Genomic DNA, 21,647 nt, shown 5'->3' on the forward strand with positions numbered 1-21,647 from the left:
AATAAGAATAAAGTGCTATTAAATAGGAATATAGCGAGTAAAAATTCATATTGTTTAATAAGAATAAAATGCTTTTAAATAGGAGTACTATTAAAGTTTTGTATTACTAACATAGCAAAATAAAGTTATATTAATTATTAATAGCTAGCAAAATTTTGAGGTTATTAAAGAAGAAAAATAACAATAAAATAATAAAAAATATTCTAAAAACCCCTTCTAATATTGCTTAGCAGGGGTTTTTAATTAAAGATCTAGATATTTTTTGAAAAGATAGAATAATTAATATTTTTTTTTAGAAATATGGAGTATAATGTATATTACAAAATATGGAATATACTTTATAATTATATTTAATTAGATTGTAATTAAATATAATATCAATAGCTAGCTTTAGTAAAGCCGTATAAATTAGAAAAAATTAAAACGATAGTCGATAGCTTAGGTGTGAAAAAATAAAGATGGATGTTATTTAAATAAAGATGGATATGTTTGAAAGAGATAGATGTATTTGAAATAAAGATAGATATGCTTTAAATGAAGGCAGCTATGTTTGAAATAAGATAGAGATATTTAAAATAGAAGTGGATAAATTTGTAAGGACAATAGATATATTTTAGAAAGGGGAGCAATTTTAAGTTGCTGTATAGATATGAAAATAAAAGAATATAAAGAGTTAGTAGATTATACTATGAAAAGAAAAAAATCGGACCTTGTATTGAAAAATGCAAATGTATTAATGCTTCAAACATCGGAAATTATAAAGGCAGATGTAGCTATTAAAGGTAAATATATTGTAGGCGTGGGAGAATACAATGGAGATATAGAGATAGATTGTAGTGATAAGTTTCTAGCTCCTGGATTTGTGGATTCTCATCTTCACTTTGAGTCTACAATGGCAAATCCAAATGAATTAGTTCACTATGCATCAATGAATGGAACGACAGCATTTATAGCAGATCCGCACGAGGCAGCAAATGTATCAGGTTTAAGAGGTATTGAATATATACTAGAGCAGACAAGGTTCAGCACTGGAGATGTATTTATTATGCTTCCGTCATGTGTTCCGTCCAAAGATAGTGAGGATACAGGGTATATAATGAACTCTGATGATATGAAAAAAATTATAGACAATAGTAGAATTTTAGGATTAGGTGAAGTAATGGATTGCAAGGCAGTTCTAGACTGTAAAGATTCTATGATGGAGAAATTAGAATTATTTGAGGACAAGCCAAAAGATGGTCATGTACTAGGTCTCAATGATTTGGAATTATCAGCCTATGCAATGTCTGGCATACTAACAGATCACGAGTGTTCATCATATGATGAGGCAATTAAAAAAATAAGAAACGGTATGTATATACATATTAGAGAAGGGTCTGCTGCAAAAAATTTGAAAAATATTGTAGAAGGTATTGTATCTAATGATATGGATATATCTAGGTTTAACTTTTGCACGGATGATAAACATATAGAAGATATTCAAAGAGAAGGGCATATCAGTTATAATATTAGAAAATCTATAGAGCTTGGAATGAAAGCGATCGATGCCTACAAGATAGCTAGCTATAATCCATCGCTATGCTATGGACTGTCTGATATAGGAATGATAGCTCCTGGGAAAAAGGCCAATCTTGTAATTTTAAATAACTTAGAAAAAGTTGAGATAGTAGATGTATTATTTGAAGGAAATATTATATCAAAAAATTATAAACAGACGACTAATAATAGAAAAATAGAAGATAAAAAAATAAAAAATAATAAGCTGGAAAATGACAAAATTAATTCTAGCAATCACATAAATTCTGATGATTTACATAGGGAAAATATTAAAAAATCAGCAAATATAAGCGAAATTATTGATGATAAATTTGATGATTTAATGGACACAATTCATATAGGTGAATTTAATAAGAGTATGCTTGCCTTTAAGAGTGAAAACTATGCGATTGAATTAGTAGATGGAGAGCTATTGACCAAAAAAATAAAGGCTAGTTCTGGAAAAGGGCATTTAAATAAGGTGGTAGATATAGAAAGACATCATAATACTGGGAAATATCATGTAGCTAAAGTTTTTGGATTTGCTATTAAAAATGGAGCTATTGCATCGAGTGTATCTCATGATTCTCATAATGTTATAGTAATTGGAGACAATGATAGAGATATAATGATAGCAATAGAAAAGTTAAAAGAAATAAAGGGTGGATACGTTTTAGTCGAAAATGGAAGTGTATATCAGTTTGTACCGCTTCCTGTTATGGGACTTATGAGCAATCTTTCAAGTGAAGAAGTTAATATCAGGATTTCTGATATGACCAAGAAAGCACATGAGATGGGAGTAAATGAGAATATAGAAGCCTTTATTACACTTTCATTTATAGCTCTTCCAGTTATTCCAGAGATAAGAATTACTACAAATGGACTTTATGATGTGATTGAAGACAAGTATTTAGATTAAGACCGAAATAAAAGTGTAAAGAATTTATATTAGAGCTAGAAGTAAAATATTTTTAGCTCTTTTTTAATGAAGAATTATTAAATGGCTTTAATAATAGAAAGTCAGCAAATAAAATTAAGTATTAAAAATTTCTATTGATAAAAAAATAGCTTTAAAAAGTATCCGATAATAAAATATAAAATAATATAATGTTAAAAAACATAAAAAAAGAGAGGATATGAGTAAGTTTTATCAATAAAACATAGTAAAAATATATTATGGAGTTGACAATAAAACTTACTCATAATATAATCAAGTTATAAATTAAAAAGGAGGATGTCGATGATTTTATAATAATATGGAGAAGTTGAAAATTTTAATAGGCCTTAAGGGCTTTATTTTAGTTGCCATATTATTAGTAGAATAGTCGTATTATCCTTATCTGTATATTTTGAGAAAAATATACTTTTTGACTAATCTGCCTAGAGCAGATTTTTTTAGTTATACAGAATTTAGCGAGATTAATTTGATGGAAATGATTTAATAATATATTTCTTGAAGATTAAGTTATAAGCATATCTGACTGACTTTACGACTCTATAAATAGTGGCAATATTAAAGGAGGAGTAGATATGTTTTATATAAAGAATTTAAATATATACATGAAAAAAGATTTAAGAAAGTTAATAGAAAATTTTAGTTTTTCTATAGAAGAAGGTGACAAAGTTGCTCTTATTGGAGAAGAGGGAAATGGAAAGTCAACACTTCTAAAAGCAATATATAATAAAGATTTATTAGAGGATTATGCAGATATTGAGGGTGAAATAAATAAATCAAAAGAGATTATAGCATACCTATCTCAGCAGCTTAGCAAAGAAGAGTTAGAGAGTACAATGACACAGTATCTGCTTTCTAAAGTAGATTATGAAGATATAGATTATAGTTTAGCATATAGGCTAAATGATGAGTTTGAACTAGAAGATCATTTATTTGATAATAGCAAGACTTTGAAGGATTTATCGGGTGGAGAAAGAGTTAAGTTTATGCTTTTATGTGAACTTTTAAAAAATCCAACGATATTACTATTAGATGAGCCAAGTAATGACTTGGATATGGAGTCTGTTTTATGGTTAGAAAATTTCATAAAAAATAGTAAGGAAAAAATTATATTTGTATCACATGATGAAGATTTAATAAGAAATTGTTCAAATGTAATTATTCACTTTGAACAGATTAAAAATAAAAGTGAGTTAAGATACAGTGTCTCTAGAATGAGCTATGATGAATATATCAAGAATAGAGATAGCATAATAGCAAGTCAAATAAAAAATGCAAAGAAAGATGAAGAAGAGTACAATAAGCAGATGGAGAGGTTTAGAAAGATAAATCAAAATGTCGAAAATGACCTAAGAAGTGTTTCAAGGCAGGATCCAGTTGCAGCTAAAAATCTAAAAGATAAAATGAGATCAGTGAAGTCTATGGGAAAAAGGTTTGAAAAAGAAAAAGAGAATATGACTAAGAGACCAGACTTTGAAGATAGCGTGCTTGTGAAATTTGAAGATGTAAGTATATCAAATAGTAAGCAGATTTTAGATCTTTACTTGGAAGAGTTGTCAGTAGAAGAAAAAATACTGTCAAAAAGCATAGATTTGAAAATATTTGGCCCACAAAAGATAGCAATTGTAGGTAAAAATGGAGCGGGAAAGACAACTTTATTGAAAAAAATATTAGAAAACCTTGATAGTAATAAAATAAAATATTCATATATGCCACAAAATTATCTAGAGGAGTTGGATTCAGAGATTACTCCTACTGAATATCTATCAGGGGAAGCGAGTAAGGATGAAATTACAAGGGCTAGAACTTATTTAGGATCAATGAACTTTACTAGAGAAGAGATGTTTCACCCTATAGAGAATCTTTCAGGAGGACAAAAAGCAAAGTTATTTTTTATAAAAATAATATTTGATAAAGTAAATGTTCTTATTTTAGATGAGCCAACTAGAAATTTATCTCCACTTTCAGCTCCAGAAATAAGAAGAGAGCTTAAAAAATTTAATGCTTGTATAATATCTGTATCACATGACAGAAAATATATAGAAGAAGTTTGTGATGAAGTATTTTATTTGGATGAAGAAGGATTGCAAAAAATAGATAAAGATGATTATTTGAGAGGCTTGAGCAAAGTAAGCGAAAAATCAAAGTAAAAAGCTTACTAAAGAAGGCAACTTGATGTAAAAAGTGAGTGCAAAACTAGAGTTAAAAGCTTATAAGAACTCGTTTGAAGAAAAAGTAAGTGCAAAAGTAGAGTGAAAACTTATAAGAGCTTATTTAAAAAAAGCAAGTGCAAAAGTAGAATGAAAATTTATAAGAATTTATTTGAAGAAAAAGTAAGTGCAAAAGCAGAGTGAAAGCTTATAAGAATAAGAACTTATTTGAAAAAAGAAAATAGAAAAGTAAATAGAAAATAAATTAATAAAAACTATAAAAGGTCGATTTCAACTAAATAGTGAAATCGACCTTTTATTTATAAATCTTTGATATAAAATTATATTTTAATCTGTTGTATTATCCGATTTTTTAATACTATATATAGAGCTATCAAGTATTTGAGGTGGTATAGAGTGAGTCATAGCAGGTACTGAATCTATTTTAAACTCCAGCTTTTCATTTTCAGTTATATTTTCGATTAAATTATTATTCTTTATTTTTTCTTTACTTATATTTAGCATTATCCTATCATTTGAAGTAATCATTTTTTCTCCTTCATTATCTCCGCTTATCAAGGATAAATCGCTAAGTTCAAAGGAGTAAGTATGGTCATTTTCTAGGATACTAACAATTTCTCCTTCATATGTAGAATACTTTTCTTCCTTCTTTTCCTTACTTACAGAATTAGAGTTATCCTTTTCTGTTTTTTGGTTGTTATTATTAGATGAACATGATATTAAACTCAAGCTAATTACTATTAAACTAAAAAACAAGCCGACTTTTTTCATATTATTTACTCCTTTTTATATATTCTTTATAAACAATATGTTATCAACAAAATAGAGTATAGTCAACAAAATAGAGTGAATAAGCAGAAAATTCAAGGAGCTTTAAAGTAGAAATTATTTAACTAAAAAGCCTAGGTTATCTAGTATATGCTCAACATCTAGTAAGGTAGATTTATTTTTTGCCGAAATGGTGTGATAATGATAATTTTCAGTGAGCTTTTTTAGTGGTTTGCTAATTCCAGACTCTATCTCAAATAAAAAATCATCAACATCTTTTCTACAGCTAATATTTAGATCAACTTTAATCACGCCATATGCCCTGTGAGATATAAATACATCTTTTACAGTGGCGCCTAAATCAACTATTGAGTATAGTTCATCTTTCATTTCTTGGTCGCTATGTGACACTTTAAATACTTTAGAAATTTCATTATTACATGTTTTTTCTAAGCAATAACCTTTATTAGTAGAGATTATTCTATTTTCCTCAGCCTTTAGTATTGCAATATCTTGTACAATAACCTGCCTAGATACTCCGAGTAGCTTGGAAAGTTCAGATCCACTAATTATATGATTGCTTGATTCGAGCAGTTTGAGAAGTTTCTCTCTTCTAGATTGAGTTCCATTCATCTATGTACCTCAGATTCTTAAGACTAAAGTCAAGACTTTTAGCAGAATGTGTAAGTGAACCACTAGATATAAAATCTATTTTAAGATTTCTAAATCTAGATATATTATCGATTTCAATATTTCCAGAACACTCTATAAGAGCCTGACCATCGACTATATTTATAGCCTCTTTTATAGTATCTATATCCATATTATCCAGCATAATAATATCCACATTTGAGTCTAGAGCTTCTCTAAGCATATCTAGATTCTCAACTTCTACTTCAATTTTTTTTATAAATGGTTCAGCTTTTCGAACTAACTCTACGGCTCTTTTAATTGAGCCTGCTGCATCTATGTGATTGTCCTTTAGCATTATTCCATCTGATAGATTATATCTATGGTTATTTCCTCCACCTACGCGTACAGAATATTTTTCAAAGATTCTTAGATTTGGAGTAGTTTTTCTAGTATCAACAATAGCTATATTAGGATCATCAAGTGCATCAATCATATTTTTAGTTAAGCTTGCAATACCACTCATTCTTTGGAGAAAATTCAGGGCAACTCTTTCGCCACTAAGCATAGAAGAGGCCTTACCTATTATTTCTAAGATAAGGTCACCGTGAGAGACTTCATCTCCTTCTTTTTTATAATCTACAAAAAATATTTCATCATCTAGTATTTTGAATGTTCTTTTGAATACATCTAAGCCAGAAACAACTCCATTATCTTTTGATATTAAAGAGATTTTGGCAAGTTTATTATCTTCGTATATAGCATTTGTTGATAAATCCCAAGAGGTAATATCTTCTCTAAGAGCGGATTTTATCACATCATCTATTTGAAAATTATTTAGCTTTGGCAAGTTCATCTTCATAAATCCTTTCTTTTATTATAAGAGATATCTCAGCATCTGATATAAGTGTTTTTTTAGTTAAATCCTCCATATAAGTTATAAGGGGAGGATTTTCTTTTATTATTGATTTTGCCGATCTTTTGGCAAAGACTACTCCTTCTAGTAGAGAATTACTTGCAAGACGATTTTTTCCGTGAACTCCTGTGCAAGCAACTTCGCCGATAGCATATAGGTTTTTCATTGAAGTTTTAGAATCCATATCTACCTTTATACCTCCCATAGTATAGTGCTGAGATGGTACAACTGGGATTGGGTCTTTCAAAGGATTTAAACCTATTTCAATTATTTTATTATATATATTTGGAAAACGCTTTTCTATTGAATCCTTCAAAGGATTTAAATCTAAGAGCTCATATTTTGTTCCATCTTTTTCCATTTCTTTTAGTATTGCCTTGGAAACTATATCTCTAGGATTAAGTTCATTAGTGAATCTTTCGTGCTTATGATTTATTAGTTGTGCACCTTCACCTCTCACTGATTCAGATATTAAAAATCTACGTCCTAATTTTTCTTCATATAGGGCAGTAGGGTGTATCTGTACATATGATATATCCTTAAGCTCAATATTATGCTTGATTGCAAGAGCTATTCCATCGCCTCTAATATGTGGGAAATTAGTTGAATTTTTATATATTCCTCCAATTCCACCTGTTGCCAAAACTGTAGATCTAGAATTAATTACTAGATTTTTACCGTTATGAATTGCATATATTCCCAGACACTCTTCATTTTTTTTGGATATTAAAAGATCAGTCATACTACAGTTTTCCATAATATTAATATTTTTACGCTTTTTCATTGTCTCTATAAGAGATTCCATAATAGATTTTCCTGTTACATCATCGTGGTAAAGTATTCTAAAGTTACTATGTCCACCCTCTCTAGTATAATAGGGTCCATTTTCATCTCCAGTAAAAACAACTCCTAGCTCTTGTAAGGTTTTTATAGCTGCATTTGATTCATCAACAAGTATTTCCACAGCTTCTTTGTCATTTTGGAAGTGACCAGCACGAAGAGTATCTTCAATGAAGCTATCTCTATCAGAATCACCTCTCATCACGCAAATACCACCTTGTGCAAGATAGGAATTTGAATCTATAAGACTTTTCTTTGTTATCAGTACTATATTTTGATCTTTTGGCAGGCTAAGGGCACATACTAAAGCAGCAACGCCTGAACCAACAATCACAACGTCGCAAGTAATATTTTCAAAATTATTCATTTTACTGCCCCATTTCTAGCATTCTATTTAGAGGAATTTTAGCCTTATCCACAATGCTTTTATCTACTATCACTTCTGTAGCTTTGCTTTTAAGAGCATCTATTATCTTACTTACTGAATTTAGTTTCATATCATGGCAGATCATACTGTCTATAAAATGAAAGTTCTTATTTGGACATTCTTTTTCAAGCATATATGAAATACCCTTTTCCGTAGCAATAATAAATTCCTGACAGTCATCTTCTTTTGCCATCTTAATTATCCCCTTAGTACTTCCAATAAAGTCAGCAAGAGATAATATATCACTATGACATTCTGGATGAGCTAGTACTTTTGCTTTTGGGAACTTAGATTTTAGTTCTTTTAATTCATTTACATCTATATTGTTATGAACAGGGCAGTAGCCGTCATTTGCTATAACATTTTTACTCTGAACGGACTTTGCCACATATCTAGCTAAATTTCCATCAGGTATAAAGAAAATATTTTTTTCTTCTAAGTTTTCGACTATTTTTAAAGCATTTGATGAAGTGACACATACATCACTTAGGGCTTTAATATTAGCAGTGGAGTTAATATAGCATACTACTGCCAAATCATCATATTTATTTCTCATCGCCTCAATTTTTTCTTTTGTTATCATATGAGCCATCGGACAGTCAGCTGTTTTATCAACTAGTAAAACATTTTTGTCTGGATTTAATATCTTTATACTCTCTCCCATAAAGTAAACACCAGCCATTACAATTGTTTTATTTTCCAACTTGCTCGCTAATTGAGCCAAAAAGAAAGAGTCGCCAATATAATCAGCGATTTCCTGAATCTCACTATCTACATAATAATGAGCAAGTATAACTGCATCTTCTTTTTCCTTTAATTGATTTAATATCTTGATTGTATTTTTTTCCAAGATAATCACCCCCCTAAACTTTTCTCAATCAGTATAACATAAGTATATACATGTGACAAGACATAAAACCATATACAAAATATTAATAATAAAAATAGTAAAAAATATAAAGAAAATTAAATGAAATTAAAGAATAAAAGAAAGAAGTAATACAAGGAAGTCTCCAGATAAAAGTTACGAGGCTAAGAATATTAAAAAATCTTCTGGAGATAACTCAAGTCCAACTAAACTAGTAAAAACAGCTGAAAAGGACAATTTTGTATTCAAGCGGATTGGAATATTATTCTTATTAGTAGGAGTATTTGTCTTTAACAGAAATAAAAATTAGGTAGAAATAAAATATGTTAAGTAATAAAAAAAGGGGCTTTTAAAAAGCCCCTTTTTCATATAAAAATCAAATTAATAAGTGATTTATAGACAATAGATTATTAAGATTATAATTTTTCATATAAAAATCAATAATCTATTTTTATGCTATATTTTCATTATCCTTTTTTTGAGTAAATTTCTTCATGAAAGGTATAAAGAAGCATGCTGTAACAGTTGCAGAAGTAATATCAGCTACTGGAGCTGCATATAAGACTCCATCTATACCAAAATATTTAGAAAAAATAACTATACAAGGCATCAAGACTATTACCTGTCTTAAAAGTGTTAATACCATTGCGCGTTTTGGCATTCCTATTGCTTGGAAGAAATTGGCAGCTATAATCTGGAAGCCAGCAACTATAATTCCCATAAACCAAATCTTTAGTGCATATACACTAAATTTCATCAATTCAGGTTCTCTATTAAACAATGATACTAGCAATTCTGGTATTAATCTTGAAAGTAAAAAGCCAACTGTAGAGATAATAAGTCCCGCTATTATAGCTAGTTTTACAGCTCTTTTTACTCGATCATACTTTTCAGCACCATAGTTGAAACTTACTATTGGTTGAAGCCCTTGATTTAGACCGATAATCGGAAGTATAAGTAGCGTTTGTAAACTATTTACTATTCCCATACCGGATACTGCGATATCACCACCGTATCTTATAAGATAAGTATTAAGTAGAAATGCTAATAAACTGTTTGCTAGCTGTAATAAGAATCCTGGCATACCAAGAGATGTAATCTCTAGAGCTAAAGAAGCTTCTAGTTTTAAATATTTCTTCTGTATTCTGTGCATTGCATCTTTTTTTAGAAAATGATAAATACTCCAAACCATTGATACAAACTGAGATGTTATAGTAGCTATTGCAGCACCGCTCATACCCATATTGAATCCGAAAATTAATATTGGATCTAGTATTATATTTATTCCTGCACCTATAAACATAGTAGTCATAGCAAGTTTTGGTTTACCATCTGCTCTAAGAAAGTTATTCATTCCCATACCAATTACTTGAAAAAGTGTTCCTAGCAGTATGATTCTCATATATTCACGTGCGTATGGAAGTACAGTTTCGCTGGCACCAAATATAATTAGAAGTTTATCTAAAAATACCTGTCCAAATATCATAATAAAAAGTCCCAAAATAATTAATAGAGAAGTTGAATTTCCTAGTGCTTTATCTGCTTTTTCTATATCACCTTTTCCTAGACTTATAGAAAATAAAGTTGCACCACCTTGTCCAAATAGTATACCAATTGACATCATTATAATCATAGCCGGGAAACATATAGTAATAGCTGCCAATCCATTTGCACCTAGATCAGGGCTATTACCTATAAATATTCTATCGACAACATTATACAGTGCATTTACGGTCATACCTATAATCGCTGGAAGAGAAAATTTATAAAGAAGACTAGAAATTTTCTCAGTACCTAAGGGATTGTTATATTGAACTTTTACTTCTTGAGAAGTAGTGTTGTTTTCCAATTTTATCACTCCTTTTTAAATAAATAATAACGCAAATCTGCGTTTTAAAATATTACTGTAAAGAAAAATACCTTTATAAAGAAAACAAGCAAAAAAATAGACTCATATTTAATATATGAATTTGCTCGTAAAGAGATATTTATAGCTCTTAATTTTTTAAATACAGTAATAAAAAGTTTTAATTAAGTTATTTATAATTAAACTCTTTTTTCTTTTCATCTATATATTCTTCTACGTTTTCTACCATTCTCTCTAGACAAGAGTAGGCAAGATCTTTTTCTTCTTGTGTCATATTATTAGTAAGTATCGCACTCCAAGCATCTAACACCTCAAAAACATCACTTTGGCTATTTTTACCTTTGTCAGTAAGGTAAATTCTATTAATTCTTTTATCATTTTTGTCTTTTTCTTTAGTTACAAAACCTTTTTTTATTAAAGATTGTATAACTCTAGCAGTTGAAGCCTTATCCATATATAAGTACTTGCATAATAAGTCTTGTGAGACTCCATCTTTATGATAAAGAGCATTTAAAAAGGGTTGTTCTGAAGCTGTTATATTATGTTTTTTTAAGTAAAAATTCTTATATACTTGACCTTTTCTATAAAGGATAGATATCAATCTTCCTGGACTTTTAATTTTTCTCATCTCCTATTTTAGTATAAATTATTATATGAACAAAAAATTTCAATATAGTTGTTATATCAACCATTATTTATTATACGGCGAAGTAGTTGCGTTGTCAACTATTTTATTTTGGGAAAACGAAGTCTTTTTTATTATTTTGAAAAGAGCAAAGATAAATACTAGTAGGTATGTTAAAAGCTAATAAAAAATAGCTTTATTATAGTATTTATTATATTGCGTTTAGAAAAATTATATGAAGAGTATAAATCCAATAAATCAAGAAGAGTATAAATCTAATAAATCAAGAAGAGTATAAACCTATAAATCAAGGAGGGGATAGATCTAATAAATTAAAAAAATAGAAATCTATAATTTATACAGTTTAGATATATATAAGTCAGATTTGCAATATAGCTTCTAATATTTTATAATAGAACTTTGAATAGTTTTTTGATTAACGAATAATTATAGAGTCTTGATAATAGTTTTGAAGGAGGAAAGATTATGATAAAGGCAATTTTTTTTGATATAGATGGAACTTTAATAAGTTTTAATACACATAAGGTTCCCCAGAGTACAAAGGATTCACTAAATAAATTAAGAGAAAATGGTGTGAAATTATTCTTGGCAACAGGGAGATCTCCTATGTGGCTAGAAATGATTAAGGATATGGTAGAGTTTGAATTCGATGGATACGTTATGATCAACGGTCAATACTGTATATTGAATGATGAAGTAGTCCATGAAATGAAAATACCTACTGAATCAATAGAGAAATTAATTCCTTATTTAGATGAAAAAAAGATTTCTTGTGAGTTTGTTGAACTGGATTATATGTATATAAATCATATCAATGACAGGGTAAAGGAGTTAAGAGAGTATTTAGGTGCTACAGCTCCAGAATCCCCAATTGAAAGTATGGAGAGAATATATAAAAATGATATTTTTCAGTTGTGTGCTTATATAAAAGAGGAAGAGGAAGAAGAGTTTTTGGAGAATCTACCAAAGTGCAGAGCTGTTAGGTGGAACCCAGTATTTGCAGATATAATTCCTGAAAGAGGCGGAAAAGATGTAGGAATAGGTAAAATATTGAAGCATCTAGGAATAAAAAGAGAAGAATGTATGGCATTTGGAGATGGTGGAAATGATATCTCTATGTTGAAATATGTTGGTCTAGGAGTAGCAATGGGAAATGCTGGCGAAGATGTAAAAGCTGTAGCAGACTATGTTACAGAAGATGTGGATAACTCAGGTATAAAACTTGCGCTTGAAAAATATAACATTCTATAAATCAAATAAATAAATTAGACAATAAATGATTATCTATTAAGGATAATATATAAATAATGTTAAGTAAGAAAAAAATCAATGAAAAATAAAAAATATATGTTTTATAAAAGAGTAAATTTTTTGAAAAATGTGTATTATAATGTGGACAATGTGGATAAATAAAATTAAATAATAGTATTTTAGTGAGATCTAAGATTTTATTTAAAATATTTACTGCTTAAAAATACAATAAAATAAAGAAAAAGACCGATAGTTTTTTTATCGGTCTTTTTATATTATACTAAGTGAAGAATAAATCTTCCTATTAAAGTAACAAAAATAAGTGAAATAATGGTTCTTTCTACAAATATAACAAAAATTTCCCATACTTTTACAGGTATCCTAGATCCAACAATTAAAGCTCCAACCTCACTCATATATATAAGCTGGGTAACTGAAACAGTTGCTATAACGAACCTTGTAAGTTCACTATTTATTTCCTTGCCTGCTATAATAGATGGAATAAACATATCAGTAAATCCAACAAGAATAGTCTTAGATGCAGATACAGCTTCTGGAAGTTGTAAAAGCTCTAATAAAGGTATAAATGGTCTTCCAATAATTTCAAATATTGGAGTATAGTTAGATACTATAAGTGCAATTGTTCCAAAAGCCATTACAACTGGAAGAACTCCAAGCCACATATCTATGGCATTTTTAATACCGTTTTTCATAAATTGAGCAAATCCATCATGACCCTTGGCCTTTTCAACTGCCTGATACAAGCCCCAGCTAAAGTAAGTTTCTCCTTCTGGTATACTTTCATCTAGTTTTTCAGCATTTCCATAATAGACATCCTTTTTTAGTGATAAAGGTGGTATTCTAGGAACGATTATGGCACATATAACACCAACTATACATATAGTAATGTAATATGGGACAAATAAATGAGCCATATCAACCTGTTTAAGGACTACAAGGCAAAATGTAATTGATACAGCAGAAAAAGTTGTAGCAATTATAGAAGCTTCTCTTTCTGAATAAAATCCTTCTTCATATTGTTTTGCAGTAAGCATTACACCTAAAGTACCATCTCCTAGCCAAGATGTAAAACAATCTACAGCAGATCTTCCAGGCAAAGTAAAGACAGGTCTCATTATCTTAGCGAGTAGAGTACCAATAAATTCTAATAGACCAAAGTCTAAAAGTAGAGGTAATAATAGGCCTGCAAATACAAATATAACTATAAGAGTAGTCAAAAGATTATTTAGTATAAAGTTTCCAGTATCATCAGAAATTATATATTCAGGTCCTATTTTTAATATACACATAATAACAAATATCATAGCTAAAATCCTAGTAATAAACCATATAGGACTAGGGTTAAACATATTCATTAGATACTGACTCTTTGGCTTATAAATTTTTAGCTTGACGAGTAAAGTAGCGATTGCCGATAACATAAGTACGGCAACTATAATTGCAGGAAGAAATGAGCCGATATGCTTCTGTATGAAAGATGCTATATAAGCGATTGGTATTGTAACTTTATTTTGATTTATATCAGGGTCAAACTCTGTTATAGGCAGCATAAAAATTACTATTCCTATAATAGATGGAATAATAAATTTTAAAATATCTGATACTTTATAATTCCTATTATTTTTTTGGGGAGAAGGATTCTCTCCGTTTTCTTGATTAAAAAAATTAAGTTCCTTATTGTAGATGCTTTGTGAAGGGTTACCACCGTCAGATGCAACTTTTTTTAAGGTTAACTTTTTTTGTTTTTTTTGCATTTTCATCTCCTTTTTAGCAGTTTTATTATATTATTAATTTCATAGATTATTAGAAAAGTCGCTTAATTTTAAAAATCCACTAAATTGATTATTGTAAATGATATAAATAATAATTGTTATACTCCAATCTGTTTATAAAAGTATGAAATCTATATAGATCTACAGTTAAATAATCTCATCGGGTATATCATCTGAATTATCAGCAGAAAGAGCGCTATTCTCTGTTAGATATTTTTTTATTAGGAAAAGTCCACCTATTGCGACTACACCCAATAAAATTTCAAACATACTATTACTTTTAGGAAGTAGCAACATTTTTCTGGCTATACCAAACAATAAAACTTCTAAAAGGGCAGTTTGTATATGTAGAGTTAGCATGACTGCAATTTCAACACCGATAACAAGTAGCAGAATCTGAGCGAAAATCTGGTTTAGTTGCGTATAATCTACAGGGCTATTAAAATTAATGATATAAAAACCATATATGATTCTTATAGTGTCAAAGATGCCTAGTAATACAGCAATTAAAATAACTATAGCTAGTATTGTTTCAAAAGCATAGGCAATTTTAAGAATATTTTTTTTCTTCTCTTGAGTTTTCATAAGTATTATCACAAAAAATGTGAATATTTCACCTCTCTTTCTAGTATTTTTACTAGTAGTAAAACAAAGCGACTTAATAAAAATAAATATCTAAAAAATATAGTATACTTAATATTATCATAAAATCATATTTATATATAGTATAAAATATATAGAATTAATTTAAAAACAGCAAACGATTTATAATAATTTATTTTTTCTTAATAAACTAAATATAATAATGATTAAATTTAAAAATACTTCAAATAATATTTTCATAAAAAATAGATAAATTTACTTTTTTTATATTTTGCTCTAAAATATAATTATAAATAAAAAATAAAAAATAAAAAATAAAAATAAAGGTTGGTGTGATTATGAAGCTAGGTATTGCAGGGGCAGGTATGATAGTAAAGGAAGCACTAGGAGTATTAAATGACTTAGACATAGATCTAAAGGGTATTTGTGCAAGAAAAAACTCAGAGGAAAAACTAAAAAAATTGTCTGAAAAGCACAATATAGCAAATTATTATACTGACTTTGATGATATGTTAAGAAATAGTGAGATTGATACAATTTATGTAGCAGTTCCAAATATACTTCACTATGAATTTTGTAAAAAAGCCTTAGAAGCAGGAAAAAATGTAATATGTGAGAAGCCCTTTACAGTAAGTTTAAATGAGCTAGAAAAACTTAATGATTTAGCAGTTAAAAATAACTTGATATTGATTGAAGCAATTACAACATTGTATCTAGAAAATTTTCTAGAGATAGAAAGGATTGTTAAAAATGGAGAGATTGGAGAAGTGAAACTAGTGTGTGCCAATTTTTCCCAGTATTCTTCTAGATATGACAACTTTAGAAAGGGAATTATATCACCTTCTTTTGACCCTAAATTTGCAGGTGGATCCTTGATGGATTTAAATATATACAATATACATTTTATATGTGCCATATTTGGGCAAGCTAGAGAAGTAAGATACATTCCAAGTATAGAAAAAAATATCGATGTATCAGGAGTGTTAATTCTTACTTATCCAGATAAGGAGTGTGTATCTATAGCTAGCAAGGCTTCAAATTGTACTAAAAATATGCAGATACAGGGAAGCAAAGCTACTATAAGTATGGATGTTCCAACTAATGGATGTGAATCATTTTCTATATATAAAAAGGGTGAAGGCGAAGAAGAGTTTAATCTTAATAAATATAATCATAGAATGTGTAGAGAATTTATAGAGATTGAGAAAATAATAGATAATAAAGATTTTAATATGGCTGAAAAAATGATGGAAAAATCATTGATAGTTATGTCAGTCGTTGAAAAAGCAAGGAAAGTTCTTTAATAAATAAATCCCACAAGGTATATACTTTGTGGGATTTTTATTGTCTAAGCTATTATAGAAGTAGCTTTTTAAAAGTGACTATTAAAATAAAAATATATTAGGCTTTATCTAAAAGCTTTTTATTTTTACCTCTATTCAAATTCTTTTGAACAATCAAGGCATTTGTCATAGCACCACTTACATTTAGCATAGTTCTTCCCATATCTAGCAGTGGATCAATAGCTATTATTGGATTGATTAGTGCAAAATGCTGACCTAAACCAACACCTGAAATACTTACAGATGCTGATGTGATAGCAGTTCCAGGTATTCCGGCAATTCCTATTGAACCAAGAGAAACTACTATAATACTAGTTACTATAAGATTGAAATCAATAGGAACTCCAACAGAGTTTGCTACAAATACTATCAACATTGCAGGGTATATACCTGCACAACCTTGCATACCAGCAGTTGATGAGAAACTAGCGACAAAACTTGCAGTGGCATCATCAACATCTAGATTATCAGTAAGTGTAGTGATAGTAGATGGAAGTACTCCCATACTTGATCTAGAAGTAAAAGCTAAAATAAGTGTTGAAATAGCACCCTTAAAGTACCATATAGGATTTATTCCGTGAATCATAAGGGCTACTGATTGAACAAGCAACATAATTATAACTGAAATATAAAGTATTACCATAAAAGCTACTACATCTATCATTGCTGAAAGTCCATTTTCTGCAATAGTGTTTGCAAGCAGAGGAACTACCGCAAAAGGCATAAAGCCAAGTATCATATCTGCCATATAAGATATTATTTTATGAAGATCATCAATTAAATTTCTAAATGTTGTTAATTGATACTCTGTATGTTTCATAATTCCACGAGCTGATATTCCAATAAGTATTGAACATATAACTATTGCTATAACATTAAAGTCCAATATAGCCTGGAATGGATTGGCAGGCAAGATATTTCTAAAAGTATCAACAACATTCTTTGTTTCCACGATCATACTTTCTCCACTTGATGATACTGAAGAAGTACCTAAACCATAGAAATATGATAGTAAAAAACCTATAGCAGCAGCTATTGCCAACATTATCAATGTAGTTATTATTGTATAGTTGGTTAACTTACTGATATCTGTGTTGGCGTCCAAGTTTATAATAACGTGTATTATAGAGATAGTGATCAGTGGTATAATCAACATTCTGATAATATCTATATAACCTCCACCAAATAATGAAAACCACTTTGTTGTTTCTGCTACGAACCCAATTTTCATTGGATCATCAGCAAATCCAGAAAAAATCTGAATTACAAGTCCCAACAAAAGACCTGCTATAGTACCGATTATTACTAGCTTAGAATAATCGAATTTCTTTATTAACTTTGCGATAATAAAGAAAATTAATGCTAAGAGTATAAGAAATCCTATTGTTTCAATATGAGAAATCATTAGAAAATCCTTTAAAAAACTTCCTTTCACTTTTTCTTCCTCCTGATTTTTAATTTTGCAATTTCCGAGCATTTACATCAGCCTAATCCCGAATAAAACGGATGTCTGAAATTCATGTCTCACTAAATTAAAAATTTAGCCAAACGATTATGCATAATCATTGTACTTTTAGTTAAATAATATATATATCAAAGAGTGTACTCTAAATATTTTATAAAACCAGTAAAAAACACTTCAAAATATTGCATGGATATATTATATATCAAAAAAAAGGAAAATGAACAAAAGATATTATATTTTTAGTAGATATAAAGAGAAACAATATTTCCATCCGTTAAGCATAGATTAAAAGTATAATTCAGGTAATAGCTAAATATACTTTATATTTTCTCGTTGAAAACGTTATTTTAAAAAGCATGACAAAAAATAGAAGAAATTTCATTATAAAATAATGCCAAAGCTTAAAAAGCTTACTGTTTATAATTCCTATAAAAAAGAAATAGTATATAATCTAGTTAATTTTTATAGGGATATATTTATGGGTATGTATAATATGGAAGGATAAATATTATAAATATATTTAATTCTAGATATAAGGATAGAATTTTGATATGTAAAAATATGGAGAGTAATATGATAAGAAAAATAAATAAAGATGCAAAAGGATTGATTGGTATTTTACTAATTGGAGATGAGCAATTAGATATGATAGAGAAATATTTATATCGAGGAGATGTTTTTGCAATATACAATGATAAAAAAATAATAGCAGCTTGTGTTGTAACTAAGGAAGGAGATAGAATATATGAGCTTAAGAATATCTCAGTTGATATAGAGTTTCAAAAGTGTGGAATTGGTCAAAAAATGATATCATTTTTAGAAAAATATTATTCAGATAAGGCGGATATATTACTTGTAGGAACAGGTGAAAGCCCTATAACTCTAGGTTTTTATAGAAAATGTGGATTTAAAGAATCTCATAGAATTAAGGATTTTTTTGTAAATAATTATGATCATCCTATATATGAGTGTGGAAATCAATTAATAGATATGATTTATTTTAAGAAAGAATTATGATTATATTTTTAGTTAAAGTTTTTTTAGAAAGATATATGTAGATACTTATAATATAAAAATAGTAAGTATAAATATTTTATTTACAAAAAAAGGATTATTTTCAAAAGAAGATCTAATAAAAAGGTGATAGAATTTAATTGAGAATACTTTCAATTGACAATCAATTGAAAAGATGTTAAATTATGATATAGTATTTAAAACAAAATAAGAATTTATAAAATAGGTCTAATTATTGATTAGATTATTTTATGTTTAATTAAAATATACTAAAGATAGTAGAAAGTTATATAGAGAATAAAAATAAGGGAGATGATTTGATGAGTGATAAGGGTTTAAGTGAGAAGCAAATATTGGAAAATAAAATGATAAACAAGGTATCTACAGTAGGTATATTTGGAAATATAGTCCTGACTGTATTTAAGTTATTTGCTGGTATTTTTGCACATTCAGGTGCTATGGTATCGGATGCAATGCATTCTCTTTCAGATGTATTTGCTACTTTGCTAGCTTTTGTTGGCGTAAAGGTAGCTAAGAAAAAGCCAGATAAAAACCATCCATATGGTCATGACAGGCTAGAAAGTATAGCAAGTATATTGTTGGCACTAATTTTAATAGGAACAGGCGTTGCAATAGGTATATCTGGAGTAAATAAAATTTTAAATAGAAATACTATTGCCATAGAAATTCCAGGAGTAATAGCCTTGGTAGCTGCTGTAGTATCAATAGTTTCGAAAGAGGCTATGTTTTGGTATACAAGATATTATGCAAAAAAACTAAATTCTCAGGCATTTATGGCTGATGCTTGGCATCATAGGTCAGATGCTATATCTTCTGTGGGATCGCTAATAGGTATTGGATTTGCAAGAATGGGATATCCAATCTTTGACCCTATAACAAGTATTTTGATTGCACTTTTAATACTAAAGGTAGGCTACAATATATTCACAGATGGATTTAGCAGAATGATAGATAGAAGTTGTGGTGAAGAAGTAGAAGAAAAAATAAGAGAAGTTGTAATAAGCCAAGATGGAGTAGAGGGAATTGATCTTTTAAAGACAAGAGAGTTTGGATCTAAGATGTATGTAGATATTGAAATATTAGCTGATGGAGATTTGAGTCTAAGAGAGTCACACTCAATAGCTCAGCGTGTACATGATGAGGTTGAAATACATATACCGGACTGTAAACATTGTATGGTTCATGTCAATCCAACAAAGAAAAATCCTTCAGATAATAAAAAAAATATAATATAATTAAAAAAATCCTCGCAGTTAAAATGATAATATATGTGGGGATTTTTATTTTTGAAAGAAATAGATATTGTTGTATAATATATTTAACTAAAGAATTTGATTAAAGGAAATGATTTTTAGAAATAGATATATAAAAAAGAAAAAATAGAAATAAAAAGTAGGAAAATTGAAGTCTCGATAGAAATTAAAAGTCTAACTAGAAATAAGGGAGAAATAGAAACTAAAGGTCTAGTTAGAGCAAAGAAGTATATAAATAAAAAAAAGTATATAACTAAAGAAGTATATAACTAAAGAAGTATATAACTAAAGAAGTATATAAATAAAAACCTAAATAGAAACTAAAGGTCTAGCTAAAGCAAAAAAAGATAGATAGAGAAGAATGTAGATAAAGAAGTATGAAAATATATAAGGTAAAAGTATATATTTTATGAGAAAAAATTATAGTGAGCAGGCTTTATAAGAGAGAATTTTATTAAAGATTGGAGAAAAGATATGTTGACAACAGTGTGTTACTTAGAAAGAGATAATAAAAGATTAATGCTACATAGGACAAAGAAGAAAAATGATATAAACAAGGGAAAATGGATAGGTGTAGGTGGCAAACTAGAAAAAAATGAAAGTCCTTTAGAGTGTATTAAAAGGGAAATAAAGGAAGAAACTGGGTATATAGCAAATACTTGTGATCTTAAAGGCTTGGTAGTTTTTAATTACAATGATAATGAATCGGAATTTATGTATTTGTATACTTGCGAAGATTTTTCAGGTGAAATGATAGAGTGCAATGAAGGAGATTTAAAATGGATAAGAAAGGAAGATATCAAGGATTTAAATCTTTGGGAAGGTGACAGAATTTTTATAGACTTAATTCATAATAATGCAGAATTTTTTTATCTAACATTAAACTATAAAGACGATGTCCTAGTAGATCACCAGCTAGAGTTTGAAGAGGATGAATTTGCAAGATTTGAAGTATTTGTTCCAGAAGACTATGTTCAAGCTATTGTAGATGAGCTAGGAAAGTACAAACTTATAGATCAGGGATATTATGGTTCAGCGTATTCAACTGTAAGTGTCTTGGGTCATTGGACTTCTCTAGATGGAGCTAATCCCTTTGATGGAGAACTTGGTAAGGAAACAGTGGCAAAAGAAAGTTTGATGAAATTTAGAGTGAAAAAAGAATTCAAAGAATTGGCTTATTATTTGGTTAAGAGAGCACACCCTTATGAAACGGCAGTAATAAATATTTTTTAATTCATAGTAAAAGTCAGTAATTTGTGTGAAAGAGCAGTGATAAATTT

Annotated in this window: 17 protein-coding genes; 7 read left to right on the forward strand and 10 right to left on the reverse strand. The window is 28.8% G+C overall.

Features of this window, described 5'->3' with window-relative positions; translation table 11 throughout:
• Positions 1–649: 649 nt before the first annotated feature.
• Both ade and UF10_RS00730 read left to right on the forward strand, forming a co-directional pair.
• A complete protein-coding gene (ade, locus tag UF10_RS00725; protein WP_106775935.1) occupies positions 650–2,455 on the forward strand; it encodes an adenine deaminase in 1,806 nt (601 codons plus the stop codon).
• A gap of 611 nt (positions 2,456–3,066) precedes the next feature.
• On the forward strand, positions 3,067–4,641 hold the full coding sequence (locus tag UF10_RS00730) for an ATP-binding cassette domain-containing protein (protein ID WP_106775936.1): 1,575 nt from the start codon (positions 3,067–3,069) through the stop codon (positions 4,639–4,641).
• 348 nt (positions 4,642–4,989) lie between these two features.
• Here the strand turns inward: UF10_RS00730 and UF10_RS00735 are convergent, their stop codons facing one another.
• The 7 genes from UF10_RS00735 to UF10_RS00765 form a co-directional block, all read right to left on the reverse strand.
• Positions 4,990–5,433, reverse strand: coding sequence for a hypothetical protein (locus UF10_RS00735; protein WP_106775937.1), 444 nt, complete (start codon positions 5,431–5,433; stop codon positions 4,990–4,992).
• 114 nt (positions 5,434–5,547) lie between these two features.
• Positions 5,548–6,063 (reverse strand): transcription repressor NadR, encoded by a 516-nt coding sequence (locus tag UF10_RS00740; RefSeq protein WP_106775938.1) that lies wholly within the window; start codon positions 6,061–6,063, stop codon positions 5,548–5,550.
• Positions 6,044–6,922 (reverse strand): carboxylating nicotinate-nucleotide diphosphorylase, encoded by an 879-nt coding sequence (nadC, locus tag UF10_RS00745; protein WP_330403873.1) that lies wholly within the window; start codon positions 6,920–6,922, stop codon positions 6,044–6,046. Before nadC ends, UF10_RS00740 begins: the two co-directional genes overlap by 20 nt.
• Complete coding sequence (locus UF10_RS00750) at positions 6,894–8,183, reverse strand: L-aspartate oxidase (RefSeq protein WP_106775939.1); 1,290 nt, start codon at positions 8,181–8,183, stop codon at positions 6,894–6,896. The genes nadC and UF10_RS00750 overlap by 29 nt, the downstream gene beginning before the upstream one ends.
• A gap of 1 nt (position 8,184) precedes the next feature.
• Positions 8,185–9,093: a quinolinate synthase NadA gene (gene nadA / locus UF10_RS00755; protein ID WP_170062415.1), complete on the reverse strand. Its 909-nt coding sequence runs from the start codon at positions 9,091–9,093 to the stop codon at positions 8,185–8,187.
• A 469-nt stretch (positions 9,094–9,562) separates the two neighbouring features.
• The gene (locus UF10_RS00760) at positions 9,563–10,960 is read right to left on the reverse strand and encodes an MATE family efflux transporter (RefSeq protein ID WP_242968998.1); all 1,398 of its coding nucleotides are present in this window, start codon (positions 10,958–10,960) and stop codon (positions 9,563–9,565) included.
• A gap of 187 nt (positions 10,961–11,147) precedes the next feature.
• Complete coding sequence (locus tag UF10_RS00765; RefSeq protein WP_106775941.1) at positions 11,148–11,606, reverse strand: MarR family winged helix-turn-helix transcriptional regulator; 459 nt, start codon at positions 11,604–11,606, stop codon at positions 11,148–11,150.
• Positions 11,607–12,089: 483 nt separating this feature from the next.
• Here UF10_RS00765 and UF10_RS00770 point away from each other — a divergent pair, with 483 nt between their 5' ends.
• Positions 12,090–12,875 carry a Cof-type HAD-IIB family hydrolase gene (locus tag UF10_RS00770; RefSeq protein WP_106775942.1) on the forward strand — a complete coding sequence of 262 codons (786 nt, stop codon included), beginning with the start codon at positions 12,090–12,092 and terminating at the stop codon, positions 12,873–12,875.
• A gap of 275 nt (positions 12,876–13,150) precedes the next feature.
• On the opposite strand, the gene UF10_RS00775 is transcribed toward UF10_RS00770, so the two are convergent.
• Together UF10_RS00775 and UF10_RS00780 are read right to left on the reverse strand one after the other, a co-directional pair.
• The gene (locus tag UF10_RS00775; protein ID WP_106775943.1) at positions 13,151–14,650 is read right to left on the reverse strand and encodes a YjiH family protein; all 1,500 of its coding nucleotides are present in this window, start codon (positions 14,648–14,650) and stop codon (positions 13,151–13,153) included.
• Between the two features lie 165 nt (positions 14,651–14,815).
• Complete coding sequence (locus UF10_RS00780; RefSeq protein WP_106775944.1) at positions 14,816–15,253, reverse strand: phosphate-starvation-inducible PsiE family protein; 438 nt, start codon at positions 15,251–15,253, stop codon at positions 14,816–14,818.
• A 356-nt stretch (positions 15,254–15,609) separates the two neighbouring features.
• Here UF10_RS00780 and UF10_RS00785 point away from each other — a divergent pair, with 356 nt between their 5' ends.
• A complete protein-coding gene (locus tag UF10_RS00785) occupies positions 15,610–16,575 on the forward strand; it encodes a Gfo/Idh/MocA family protein (protein ID WP_106775945.1) in 966 nt (321 codons plus the stop codon).
• 97 nt (positions 16,576–16,672) lie between these two features.
• Here UF10_RS00785 and UF10_RS00790 read toward each other — a convergent pair whose 3' ends face one another.
• On the reverse strand, positions 16,673–18,049 hold the full coding sequence (locus UF10_RS00790) for a cation:dicarboxylate symporter family transporter (RefSeq protein ID WP_106775946.1): 1,377 nt from the start codon (positions 18,047–18,049) through the stop codon (positions 16,673–16,675).
• A 603-nt stretch (positions 18,050–18,652) separates the two neighbouring features.
• Here UF10_RS00790 and UF10_RS00795 point away from each other — a divergent pair.
• From UF10_RS00795 to UF10_RS09420, 3 genes are all read left to right on the forward strand, one after another.
• Complete coding sequence (locus UF10_RS00795) at positions 18,653–19,096, forward strand: GNAT family N-acetyltransferase (protein WP_242968999.1); 444 nt, start codon at positions 18,653–18,655, stop codon at positions 19,094–19,096.
• Between the two features lie 317 nt (positions 19,097–19,413).
• Entirely contained in the window at positions 19,414–20,349 is a 936-nt protein-coding gene (locus UF10_RS00800) for a cation diffusion facilitator family transporter (RefSeq protein ID WP_207654537.1), read from the forward strand.
• A gap of 492 nt (positions 20,350–20,841) precedes the next feature.
• A complete protein-coding gene (locus tag UF10_RS09420) occupies positions 20,842–21,600 on the forward strand; it encodes an NUDIX domain-containing protein (protein WP_106775947.1) in 759 nt (252 codons plus the stop codon).
• Positions 21,601–21,647: the final 47 nt, after the last annotated feature.

Source organism: Peptostreptococcus russellii (genome assembly GCF_003012055.1).
In the GTDB taxonomy this organism is placed as follows: domain Bacteria; phylum Bacillota; class Clostridia; order Peptostreptococcales; family Peptostreptococcaceae; genus Peptostreptococcus; species Peptostreptococcus russellii.